Source organism: Paenibacillus sp. ACRRX (assembly GCF_022346885.1).
In the GTDB taxonomy this organism is placed as follows: Bacteria; Bacillota; Bacilli; order Paenibacillales; family Paenibacillaceae; genus Paenibacillus_B.
Map to the genome: position 1 here is coordinate 1 of NZ_JAKRNK010000004.1, position 12,937 is coordinate 12,937.

Below are 12,937 nucleotides of genomic sequence, written 5' to 3' on the forward strand. Positions count from 1 at the left end.
AGCACCTCATCAACTCCGCTCGACTTGCATGTATTAGGCACGCCGCCAGCGTTCGTCCTGAGCCAGGATCAAACTCTCCATTAAAGTGTTTGACTTGCTCATTGTATTGCTGACGAGATAAATCTCGTGATTCTTAACATTCCCGTTCAATGCGCTTCATGATCAAGATCATGTCCTTCATTCAACGTTGCTCGTTGTTCAGTTTTCAAAGAACAATTGTAAGTTACTTTCTTTTCTTCACCGCCGTTCAGCGGCGACTTAACTAATATAACACATCAACCATTTCAAGGTCAAGCACTTTTTTAAAAGAAAGTTGTAAGCCGAATTTCATCTTACATCTATTCTGCTTGCCCCGCCTATTTCATCGGCGGAAAATTAATATACCATATTAGGCTATGCTTTTGCAAGAATTCTATAAAAGTTTATTGACTGGCTAATCTGACGCTGTATCCCAGCGTCATCCCTGCCCACCTTGCTGATTAGTTTAAAACTCTTAGATAATTGCCACGTCAGTCCAACAAACAAAAAGCATAGCCCTTGTCCCTACCTTGCAATCCTGAGCCTCTTGATCATGAAAGACATCCTCATCCACAATTAATGTTTCGTGAATGTCAGCCCACTCATACTGGAAACCTGCCGCCCCTACAACTAAATTCATGACAATCGATGTTTCATCGGAAAACTAGACTAGATTGCCTCTCGCTTTACTCGAACGTAAAACAATTTACACACAGCCTACCGCCACCATATTCTTCAGCCCGTAGCCGTAGGAGGGATGTCTTTTCTACTCAGGTATTCGATTTAGGTTTTCGATCAATACGTGTATCAGGCTCAGCTATAATTAAGCATGGACATTACAACTAGATAACAATCTACTTTATATAGAAGAATTCGACAAGGGGAGTTCCGATACATAATGCTCACTATCTATGGGATGACTGACATCTTCTAATGAAAGAAGCTCGTTCCTAATCACCACCATAACCTCACCGACCTTAAACACTAATGTCGACAAAGTCGGATAGTCTGGCACAACATACAGTTTATTGGGGCATAATGGATCTGATGGATAGCTAGCTAAAACGTTTAGATTTAATCAAGCTCCAACATAAAGCAGCCGCCATATGACACTTTTCGTCACATGGCGGCTTCCTCATTTCATCCTATTCCTGTACAACCAAGTGCTCGAACTTCATGTAATCACTAGTTCTGCACTCCAGCGTTAACTTTGTGCCATCAGACTCATAGCTGGTATCCTGCACATGGGCGTTCTCATTTAAATACGATACCAGTTGACCTTGATCATAAGGAATCAGCATCATACATTGAACGTAGTCTTTGAAAATATGTTGGCGGATCATACTAATCAGTTCATCGATCCCCCATTTCTTTTTCGCAGAGATGTGAACCCTATCGGTATTTGGATCGTTGTCCGGCACAGAGTCTTCCTTCAAGTCCACCTTATTGAAGACATACACCATAGGGATTTCTTCAATACCAATCGCTTTTAACGTTTCATTTGTGATGCGAATGTGCTGCTCATACTCCGGATTCGAACAATCGACCACATGAAGAAGCAAATCTGCTTCGCTAACCTCCTCCAATGTAGAACGGAATGCCTTCACAAGATGATGTGGGAGTTTACTAACAAAGCCTACCGTATCCGTAAGCAGGAAGTTTTTATTGCCCTCCAACTCAATGCTGCGTACGGAAGTTTCAAGTGTGGCAAAGAGCATATTTTTCTCAAACACAAATTTGTCTTTAGTCTCTGTATACAGTTCAACCAGCGCATTCATCACGGTAGACTTTCCTGCATTCGTATAACCAACTAGCGATACGACCGGCATGCCCGTCTTCTTGCGTTTCTTACGCTGGGTCTGGCGATGTGCAACCAGAACTTCTAACTCTTTGTTTAGTATCGTGATCTTCTCTTCAATTCTGCGACGATCCAACTCAAGCTTTTTCTCCCCAACACCCTTATTCTTGGTGCCTACGCCACCACCCTGACGACCAAGCGATTCACGGAGACCGACAAGACGAGGCAGCAAATATTGAAGCTGAGCCACTTCCACTTGAAGTTGGGCCTCCCTCGTTCTTGCGCGTTCACCAAATATATCTAAGATGAGAATCGTGCGGTCAATAACCTTTACATCTAAGTCTGATTCTAAGTTGCGAATCTGTGAAGGTGAAAGTTCGTCATTAAAAATAACAAGATTGCCGCCTTGCGCCTCCAACATCGCAGTAACGTCCTGAAGTTTGCCTGTACCAATATAATGAGACGTGTTCACACGGCTTAAATTTTGCGTCACAGTGCCTACAACTTCTACGTTGCACGCTTCCGCTAAATTAGCCAGCTCCTCCATTGAATATTCAAAGTCCTGCTGATGATTCAGATTAACACCAACAATAACCGCTTTCTGCTGCTGCTCCATTAATTGTTCCATAAATGAAATCCCCCGTTCTTGTTCTAGTATGCAAATTAAACGCAAAAAAACACAGACCTCTGGCCTGTGCAGTAAGTAAAAGGGAATAAATCATTGCGCGTGACGTCCACAGTCACATTTAGCTGCTTCACACATCCGTAAATGGAACAAACCTAATTAACGGACAGAACATCAATCAGTTAGATGACAGCATCACTAGGCAGTGGCTGAACTCGACGAGGCGGCAATGCAAAGCCTCCCCTTTGAGTAGTCATCCTATATCAACTATATCAGTTGACAACGACCTGTAACGCACCATTAACTCCAATCACACCTCGACACCATATTTGCACTGAAACATGAACATATTCTTACTTGGACATGCGCGCTTCCGCAGCAACCCCCAAGCATCCCGATTACGTTCACAATTGTGGTATCGAAGTCGACTGATTTCGTTCATCATGTGAAAATTTCACTATTCTAAGGCATAGCAAAAGAGGGCAGGTTCGTCCCTCGCCCTCTCTTGTCGCACTTGTATGACATAACAAGGTTTCCTTAAAAATAGGCAGACCAATCCCGATTACTCCGCACACAGGCAGAGCCATTGAGCACTATTCAGTTAGTGACAAATGTGTTCAATCGGATTCTTCCTGAAAGGAAGATAGCTGCCATATTAATCATCGGAAACCCTCCGTTCTCTAAAAGTTATTATTATGTTAGCATATAGTGCCAGTCCAGAGCAAGCTTAATTCTCGTTGAGCAGCCATTGTACTGGATGACTCTGAACGAATGCAGCAAGCCAAGTTCCCAAGCAATTTAACTTGCGATGCACGAGCGAACCCTGACTATAATACCAGCGGCACTACTTGGCCCGCATGGACATCAATCAAGCCATGATCCGTCAATTTCAGAGACGGACTTACAGGCAAGGAATGCGTGCTGATCGACATAATCGGGTTATAATGCTCATATCCGATCGATTCCATCGCTGCACGCAGCTCTTTTACATCCTGTCCGAACTGCTCAAATGGCACTTCGGACAGGATACCGCCCACGGGCAGCGGCACATGCTTTAGCACTTCTCCGTCCACAACGACGCAGAAGCCGCCCTGCGTGCCGATAACCGTATTCGCCGCCAGCGCCATATCTGCTGCGCTATGCCCAACAACCAGCAGGTTGTGGTTGTCATGTGAATACGTTGTTGCGATCGCGCCGCGCTTGATCGTATTTCCCGTGATAAGGCCGTAGCCACGCTGACCATTTTTGCCGTACCGTTCAAATGTCGCCACCAGCCCACAAGTACTATTCTCCCATTGCAGCTCGCTGCTGGTCACTTGAACCTCGTGGTGGAGCTCATTTGTATTGGTCGTGCCGTTGACCACTTCCATGACCCGGCACGTATGCATTCCATCGGCAACTTCCACATTGACGATGAAGTCGGCTGCCGTCAGCTTGTTCAGCTTCACACTTTCATAAAAGTGCTGCGGGAACTGCCCCAGTTCCTGTTGCTGCAACGTTTGCTGAGCCGCATCATATACAAGTACACCGCGTTTATATACGGAATCAATCGTAAACTCATTCAAATCAGACAGCAGCACAAAGTCCGCGATCTTATTCGGACCGATCGCTCCACGGTCATGAAGCTGCATGCGACGGGCCGATGTGTATGTCGCAGCGTAAATAGCCCGCTCTGGACTCATGCCCATTTTGATCGCTTTGCGCACAAGATGATTCAAATGACCATCCGCTACAAAGGAATCGGCCATTACGTCGTCTGTCACAAAACAAAACAGCTCCGCAACATCCTGCTCGATTAATACCTGCATAATGTCAGGACGCATAGCCTTCTCTTGAATCTCTACAAAACATCCACTCCGCATCCGATCCAGCATACTGTCTACTTCTTGCTCCGTATGATCCGAATCCACCCCCGCAAACATAAAACGGGCTAGATCCAGATCCACCAACTTTTTCGGCGTATGCCCTTCAATAACTACATGCGGATAGTTATCGCGAAAATGCCGTAATATCCGATTCGTCTTGCCATTTGGATCATTTAACACGGCATATGAATCCATAATCTCACCAAGGCAGATCACGCGATCTTGCTGCATCAGCTTGTCGATATCTGCCACATCAATTTCCCCGCCTGTCGTCTCTAACGACGTGGCTGGCACCGAGCTCGGAATCGCGTACAATATGTCAGCTTCGCAGCCTTGGCTAGCATCGATCATTGCCTGTACCCCTTCAAGGCCAAATACATTAGCCATCTCATGCGGCTCCGACACTACAGTTGTAACCCCATTTTTCAAAATACCGTGGGAAAATGTCTTAGGTGTGATCATAGAACTTTCGATATGCAGGTGAATATCAACCAAACCGGGAACCATGTGTCGCCCGCGTCCATCTAGAATTTCAGCGGCTGCAAATTTCTCTTCTCCACGAGCACCAACATACAGAAAGCGGCCATCCAACACAGCTACGTTACCCTGAATAAATTGTTTCATATATACGTTGTAGACTTGAACGTCCTTAATGAGCAGATCGATGTTCACCTCATGCACCCCTTCAGCAGTAATATAAAGTTCTTTCGTTACACCGACGTCCGCACGAGCACTACCTTCTCCTTCGGCAGTACCAACTTCACTTCCGCACCGCGGTCAAACGCTTCCTCCATCTCACGGTTTACCGTAAAGTCACCGAGTGGGGTCTCCACTTCATATTGATAGCTGCGGCCAAGGAACGTGCTGATCTTCACTTTTCCCGCAATCATGTTATAGCCCGCATCTAGCTCTTCCGCTGTTAATCCGCCGACTCCATCCACCAGTTCTCCGTCCGTGACAACAAGCAAGTCATCGGGACGAATCGCTGCTTTCATGCTGTCCGTGATCGGATGCCCGGATCGATGAACTAGCTTAATTTTTGTGCCGTGCTCGCCAAAGAGCGACACTTGCGCCCCCTCCTGGCTCATCTGTTGAATATCAATAAAGTTGTTAAACCCGATAAATCGAGCGACAAACTCTGTTGTTGGATATTTATAAATAGTTGCTGGCGCGTCTAATTGTTCGATAACACCTTTGTTCATAATCGCCACTTTATCCGAGATAGAGAAACACTCTTCTTGATCATGAGAGACGTATACCGTCGTAATGCCAAGCTGCTTCTGGATGCGGCGAATCTCCACACGCATATTCACACGCAGGTTGGCGTCCAAGTTGCTAAGCGGTTCGTCAAACAGCAGCAGATCAGGTTGGATCACGAGCGCACGGGCAATCGCGACACGTTGGCGCTGACCACCTGACAGCTCGCCTGGGTAGCGCTTCTCGAACCCTTGCAGGCTGACAACATCAAGCATAGCGTGAACTTTTTTGTCTATCTCCGCCTTATTCGCCTTACGCAGACGCAGTCCATAAGCAACGTTATCAAACACCGTCATGTGCGGAAACAGGGCATAGCTCTGGAACACAAACCCAAAATTGCGCTTATTGACCGGAACACGCGTGTAATCCTTACTATCGAACATAAACTTGCCATCCTTTGCTTCCAAGAATCCCGCAATTAGGCGAAGCGTTGTCGTCTTGCCGCAGCCAGATGGTCCGAGCAAGGAGATAAGCTCTCCCTTCTCGATATTTAGATTGAAGTTTTCCAGAATTAGATTTTTCTCATAGGCTACCGATATATTTTGAAGTGATAACAGTTCCACGTTGTATTCCCTCCGTTTGTCAGCCGCTATGGTGTAATAGAAACCATCTATCCAAGCCGGTCTGTCGTTTATTTCTTCGTAAAGTAGGACAATCCCATCAAACGTTCGATCAATATCATCAACACGCCTGTCACCACCATTAAGAGCACCGATATGGCCGCAATGGTCGGGTCAAAATAATTTTCCACGTAGGTCAGCATTTGAATAGGTAGCGTACTAACCCCAGGCCCCGTCATAAATACCGAAATATCTACATTGTTAAACGACTCCAAGAACGCAAGCAGCACCCCAGCAATCAAGCCGGATCGTATATTCGGCAGGACAACTGTAAAAAAGGTTTTCAAACGCGAAGCTCCTAGACTCATAGAGGCTTCTTCAATCGCATAGTCGAAGTTCGACAAGCTTGATGCGATTACACGAATAATAAACGGCAGCATCAGTACTACATGCCCTATGAGCAAGCTGGAATAGATCGGCAGATCAAATTTAACGACCAGATACTTTAACATCGTAAAGCCAAGTACGACACCCGGAATGAGAATCGGTGATATGAAAATGGAATTTAATAATGCCTTTCCGCGGAATTCCCCGCGGCTTAACGCGTACGCAGCTGGCACACCCAGCAGAAGTGCGATTATATTACCGATCAATGCCACCACAATCGTGACTTTAAATGTCTCCATAAACATATCGACATCAAAAATATTTTGGTACCATCGGAGGGAGAACCCTTCCGGTGGGAATTTGAGTATGGTGCTGTCCCCGAACGACGTAGCCATAATGATAACCAGCGGTCCGAGGAGGAAAATAAACACAAGTGCCGTAAAGACGGCAAGTCCGCGATGCTTCTCCTTCATGTTCGTTACCCCTTCGGATTTAATTTGCGAGCAAGCTTATTCATCAAGCCAATAATGACAAAGGTAACTACGATCATTACCGTGGCAATGATGGAAGCCATATACCAATCGTTTAAGGTCATCGCATTCTGATATAGGAAGGTAGCAACAACACGTTGTTTACCACCCAGAAGCTGCGGTGTCGTATAAGCTGTCAGGCTGCCGACGAAGACCAGAATACTGCCGACAATTAAGCCAGGAACACACAGCGGCACAATAATATTCATAAAGCCTTTAAGTCGCGATGCTCCTAGACTTTCGGAAGCGTGCAGCAAATCTCCATCGATATTTTCCATAACACCAACCAACGAAATAATCATAAGCGGCAGAAACAAATGAATGAGACCAATCACCATTGCTGTCGGCGTATATAAAATTTTGAGAGGTTCATCGATAAGGCCGATGCCCGTCAAGATGTTGTTGACGATACCATTTTTCCCGAGAATGACCATCCAACTGAACGAGCGCACGATTGCGCTAGTCAAGAGCGGGAACAGGGCAAGCGCCAGCAATATGCCCTTTGTTCTGGCCTTTGTCTTCGAGATGTAATATGCGGTTGGAAATCCAAGCGCGATACAAACAATTGTAGTTACTACACTTACTTGGAGAGTCGTCCCTAGTATTTTTAAAATATAAGGATCACCTAACAGCTTCACGTACCCTTGGATCGTAAATCCACCATCTTGAAAAAATGTCGAACCAATCGTCATAAAGATCGGAACGATCATAAATAAAGTCAGGAACAACAGTCCCGGAAGCATTAAGAGCCATAAATACACTTTCTTCATCGTTGACCTTCTCCCGTTGTCAGAATATCTCTTCGATTGGCGTTGCCTTGTTATTGCTCACACGCTTCTCTAACTACGAGCATGGATGATCCGCAGCAGCCAAATCTTATTGCTTAATCAAACCAATAAATTGGCGGATGAACCGTTCGCTATCTACGTCAAGGCATACATTTACGTTTGGGCTGTGACCCAGACGATTTTGGAAGTCGCATACCGTCTGTCCGTCGCATAATTCACTCTTTGTTTCTACATCTACGTACAGCTTCTTGGTGACGACAAGTGTGGGATCGATTGCAGCCCCTACTGCTAACGGATCGTGCAGCGCACAGGCGTTAATGCCGTTTCGCTCCCGATAACGGTCCATATAATCCTTTGTGCATTGGCGCACGATGGGCCCAAGCTCGGTTCCGTCCAGCTCTTGCAAATGCTCCTCACTCAGCAAAGCTTTGCGTGTCACATCAAGCCCAACCATCGTCAGCTCAAAGCCTGCTTGCAGCACAATTCGTGCTGCTTCAGGGTCCACATACATGTTGTACTCCGCAGTCGGCGTCACATTGCCGAATGAGCCAACGACACCGCCCATTATGACTACCCGCCTAATCAACTTCGGCAGTTCCGGGCACATGCGAACGGCTATCGCCAAGTTTGTCAGCGGCGCGGTCATAATGAGCTCCAACTCGCCGTGGTATGTTTTAGCCTGCTCGATGATAAATGACGCTGCATGCGGCAGATCCCCAGGCAATGGAGGAAGCTCTACGTCATGCAAGGCACCGCCAAGTCCATCGCGGCCATGAACATGATGTTCAAAAAATAAAGGTCTTAGCATAGGACGATCTGCGCCAGGGATAACCGGAACGTCTCCATACTCTATTTCACCGGTATTGAGCCGTTCTTGTTCTAACGCAAACAGTATTTTACGTGTATTTAATGTTGCTTGAGACAATGAAACGTTACCGCTAACAGTTGTGATACCTAGCAGCCTAAGCGCATCACATTTTACTGCCATCATGATGGCAAGCGCATCATCAACTCCCGTATCCACATCCATGATCACAGGTCTTAATCCCTGTAATTTCTCTATCATGTGTTAAGACCTCCTTTTATACAGCACTTGGTCCAATGACGTTTCCCCGCGCATCGTATTATGATTACGTATTGTGATGCTAGGACCAAAGAAAAGGGAGGGGTGCTTACGCCGCCCTCCCTCCAACTTACTTACTACTCCATTTCACGGTTCCAGCGATCGATCCAACCGCTCATTTCTTGATTGACTTTGCGAAGGTCGAGCAGCTTTAATTTTTCAACAACTTCAGCCCCATAAGTCATCCCTTTGGCTTGCTCATCCGTCAGCTTAACCAGCTTGTTAGTTGGTGAATCCACACGCTGCTCAGCGTTAGCCTGTTGGACTTGTTGGCTTAAATGCCAGTTAATAAATTTCTCAGCCAGTTCTTTGTTCTTTGATCCCTTAACTACATTAACTGTGTTCAACAGCGCATACGCGCCCTCTTTTGGCGTGATGTACTTTGCAGAAGGAACAGCCTCCGACACACTTCCGTAGAACGTATCCTGCATAGGCGCCACGACAACTTCGCCTTGAGCAAACATATTAACCAAGTCAGCCGACTTCGAGTAATATTTCACAACACCAGGATTAATTTCTTTCAGCGATTTGAATGCTGCTTCCGTGTTCATCTCTTGATTGCCCGCGTGCTTAGCTGCAATATCCATCAGCATCGGCCCCGTTGTAATCGTTATGTTCGGCAAGGCGAGCTTGTTCTTAAACTCTGCTTTCCACAAATCACTCCATGATTCAACTGGTGTCTTCACTTGATCGCCGTTCACAACTAATCCGAGCTGCGCTACAGTATGGGCAGGACCATACTCTTTGCCAAGCGGCGCCTTTGCAATCTCATACAAGTTCTCAATGTTAGGAATGTTCTTGTGGTCAATCTTCTCGAACAAGCCCTCTTCAATCCCTTGCAGTGCATAATAGTCGGACAAGTAGATCAAGTCTACTTTCGAGCTGCCTTGGCGAACTTTATTTAAGCGATCCGTATTATTACCGATCTCAGTTACAATCTTCACGTTGTATTCTTTCTCAAATGGCTCGTACACATTTTTACGCATTGCATCTTCAGCGAAACCCCAAGTTGAGATGACAAGCTCTGTTGGCTTGCTGCTGCCTTCTTCCTTGCCGCCTCCGCAAGCAGCGAGAAGCGTACCAAATGTCAGAACGACGGTGAGTAGTAAAGCCAGCTTTTTCATTAACGTATGTCCCCCTAGATGCTTAACTTTGTATGAGAAGAATTGTTCTTTTCAACATGGACAAGAATAGCACAGTTCCATGCACACTTCAAGTATTTTTACGAACATTATAACATGTTGTACACATTAACGTTCGCCTTTAACACAACTAAGACTAACATTCAACAGCTAAAAGGTGTATAAATTAAATAAACGACTGATTTATCATTCTAAATTACGTCCACTATTCCTGCGTTAAGAACCGAATCCGGATCTGATGCCTGTTTTTCATACTAGATCATAGTTATCGATAACAAATAATTCCTATCCCTAATCGACTGCTCTCGCCCATAAAAAAGCGCCCCAGCCATTGCTGACTGTTGCGCCCTGAATTCATTTCTAACGTAAGCACTCCTGCATTGGAATCAATGTCCGCCGCCCATCATGAGGTAACGTGCCAACACAAGGACAAACAGTATCCACATCATCCAGTGAATCTTATACTTTTCCTTCGTTTTGCCGGATACGTTCGCCACAAAAGCAAGCAATACATAAGACAGAATTCCGAATGAAATACCGTTAGCAATGCTGTACGTAAATGGCATAAAGGCTACTGTCAAAAATGCCGGGATACCAATAACAAGGTCATTGAAGTTGATTTCACGTACGGATTGCATCATCAACACGCCTACTACGATCAATGCTGCTGCTGTTGCAGATCCTGGGATCAAAGCAATGATTGGAGCGATAAACAAGGACAACAAGAAACATACACCTGTTGTTACTGCTGTCAAACCTGTGCGGCCGCCTGCTGCAACACCCGCAGAGCTTTCTACAAAGGCTGTTACCGTAGAAGTACCCAGAACAGCACCACCGCCTACAGCGATCGAATCTACGAACATCGCTTTACCGACACGTTTCTTGCCTTCTTCCGGGTTCTTCATGTAGCCTGCACGGTTCGCTGTACCTATCAAGGTCCCAAATGTGTCAAACAACTCCACAAACGTAAACGTTAAAATAATCGATACAATTCCGACACCCAGTAAGCCTGAAAAATCAAACTCGAACACATTCAATTGTCCCAAGTCGGGAATCCATGGCGTCTTGGACACATCGTTTAGGCTGTCAAAGGAAACAACACCCATAAAGATGCCGATAACCGTTGTTCCCAAAATACCAAACAAGATAGCTCCAGGTACGTTCATGACCATCAACACGGAAATTAATGCGAGACCGATAATAGTCAGGAGCACCTGTGGATCTGTGAAGCTGCCAATGCCAAATACCGTCTCAAAGCCCTTCAGCGGTGTAAATACACCCTTGCCAATATCGTTAACAGATTCAACCGATACGGAAAGCAATCCACTGTTCTTGAGGCCTACAATAGTAATAAAAAGACCGATACCTACTGTTATCGCATGCTTCAAGCCGTCTGGAACTGCCTCAATCAGCTGCTGTCGAATATTCGTAATGGTTAAAAGGAAGAAAATAATACCGGATACAAATACCGCGGTTAAGGCAATCTGCCAGGTCACCGGATGATCTGTCGCTGCTGTTGATACGATGACCGATGCAAAGTATGCATTCAGCCCCATTCCGGGAGCGAGCGCTACAGGGAAATTAACGAAGATGCCCATCGCAATCGTAAAAATACCGCCAGCAATTGCAGTTGCTAGAAATACGGGATACCACTCCATGCCCGTCTTGCCGAAACCTGTCAAAATGTCAGGGTTAATAGCCAAGATGTAGGCCATCGTCATAAACGTTGTTATACCTGCCATAATTTCCGTTCTGATCGTTGACCCATGCTCCTTAATTTTGAAGAAGCGTTCCATAAGTGTTACATCCTCCCCATGAGAAATCTCATATTGTGTGTACCCGAAAATGCACCGAATTTGTTATTTTGCTATATATCGGGCATTCGCCTGACAACAAAAAATAGCCCAAGGAATCAGATTCCAGGGCTACTGAACAAGATGATGGACGCCAGGCAAGCCTAATGGCAAACATAGCAGCCCCTCAATCGATAACGTATCGTAAAGGTGGCAATGTCCGTTCATCTTCTCGTAGCCAAGTCATTTACGGTGACCTTGTAGAGACTCTCGGGCCAATTCCCGAGATTATACGAAAAGGAGTTTCTGTTTTTGTTGTACACTCTTATTTTAGTGACAGGCTCGAATTTTGTCAACAAAAATCACGAATAATATATTGAATACACGTTGTTAATGTTCGTTATTTCCATGTGTTTGGGTCGTGAACTTATGTAATGACACCACCAGATGAACATCTAAGCCTCACTTAAACCCTCCATAATTTCATTTATTTGTTTAATATGTCTTTCTTCGTGAATGTACAGTGATCTAACCCATTCTATTAATGCCATCTCTTTAAAGACTGGGTGTATAAAATGTCTTCTGCTCAACAGTGTTGGGTCTTCTACTGTGCTTAATATCTCGTATAACTTCTCTCTTGATTGGTTTAGTCTATTAATGATTTCTTGATAGCCTATAATCTCATCAGTGGGTTTCGCAATGTCAGGAGCCTCTATCTTGTTGTTTCTATCAAATAGAAATTCTAATGGTTTATTCCCTATGAATGAATCTTCGTCGCTTTTTAATCCCCTCTTTATAGCTACACCATATAATTCTTCTGTCTTAATTAAGTGCTGACAAATCTGATTAATACTCCAACTGTTTGTGTCTTTCCGAGCGCTTAATTGTTCCTCACTTAACCCATTCACAATACCTAATAATTCATCTCTTGTTTCTTTTAATTTTAGTTTGATCTCTTGCAGCTCCATAGACAACTTCCTTTCTTTTATCATTTATGAATCGTTCCGATTGGATCTAAGAGACCGAGAGACTCAAGACGTATTAGGACGGG

9 protein-coding genes, 1 rRNA gene and 1 riboswitch are annotated in these 12,937 nt (G+C 45.1%); all 10 genes read right to left on the bottom strand.

Features of this window, described 5'->3' with window-relative positions; all coding sequences use genetic code 11:
- Window positions 1–84, bottom strand: a 16S ribosomal RNA gene (locus tag MH117_RS13310); the annotation flags it as partial.
- Window positions 85–1,163: 1,079 nt separating this feature from the next.
- Complete coding sequence (gene hflX, locus MH117_RS13315; protein WP_239329230.1) at window positions 1,164–2,444, bottom strand: GTPase HflX; 1,281 nt, start codon at window positions 2,442–2,444, stop codon at window positions 1,164–1,166.
- An 824-nt stretch (window positions 2,445–3,268) separates the two neighbouring features.
- Window positions 3,269–4,978: an adenine deaminase gene (locus MH117_RS13320; RefSeq protein ID WP_239329231.1), complete on the bottom strand. Its 1,710-nt coding sequence runs from the start codon at window positions 4,976–4,978 to the stop codon at window positions 3,269–3,271.
- 38 nt (window positions 4,979–5,016) lie between these two features.
- A complete protein-coding gene (locus MH117_RS13325; RefSeq protein WP_239329232.1) occupies window positions 5,017–6,126 on the bottom strand; it encodes an ABC transporter ATP-binding protein in 1,110 nt (369 codons plus the stop codon).
- Window positions 6,127–6,194: 68 nt separating this feature from the next.
- Complete coding sequence (locus tag MH117_RS13330) at window positions 6,195–6,983, bottom strand: ABC transporter permease (RefSeq protein WP_239329233.1); 789 nt, start codon at window positions 6,981–6,983, stop codon at window positions 6,195–6,197.
- A 5-nt stretch (window positions 6,984–6,988) separates the two neighbouring features.
- Window positions 6,989–7,810 carry an ABC transporter permease gene (locus MH117_RS13335; RefSeq protein WP_239329234.1) on the bottom strand — a complete coding sequence of 274 codons (822 nt, stop codon included), beginning with the start codon at window positions 7,808–7,810 and terminating at the stop codon, window positions 6,989–6,991.
- Between the two features lie 106 nt (window positions 7,811–7,916).
- Window positions 7,917–8,894: a nucleoside hydrolase gene (locus tag MH117_RS13340; RefSeq protein ID WP_239329235.1), complete on the bottom strand. Its 978-nt coding sequence runs from the start codon at window positions 8,892–8,894 to the stop codon at window positions 7,917–7,919.
- A 134-nt stretch (window positions 8,895–9,028) separates the two neighbouring features.
- Window positions 9,029–10,075: an ABC transporter substrate-binding protein gene (locus tag MH117_RS13345; protein WP_239329236.1), complete on the bottom strand. Its 1,047-nt coding sequence runs from the start codon at window positions 10,073–10,075 to the stop codon at window positions 9,029–9,031.
- Between the two features lie 404 nt (window positions 10,076–10,479).
- The gene (locus MH117_RS13350; RefSeq protein ID WP_239329237.1) at window positions 10,480–11,889 is read right to left on the bottom strand and encodes an NCS2 family permease; all 1,410 of its coding nucleotides are present in this window, start codon (window positions 11,887–11,889) and stop codon (window positions 10,480–10,482) included.
- A 212-nt stretch (window positions 11,890–12,101) separates the two neighbouring features.
- Window positions 12,102–12,202, bottom strand: a riboswitch (purine riboswitch).
- Between the two features lie 139 nt (window positions 12,203–12,341).
- Window positions 12,342–12,854 (bottom strand): DinB family protein, encoded by a 513-nt coding sequence (locus tag MH117_RS13355; protein WP_239329238.1) that lies wholly within the window; start codon window positions 12,852–12,854, stop codon window positions 12,342–12,344.
- Window positions 12,855–12,937: the final 83 nt, after the last annotated feature.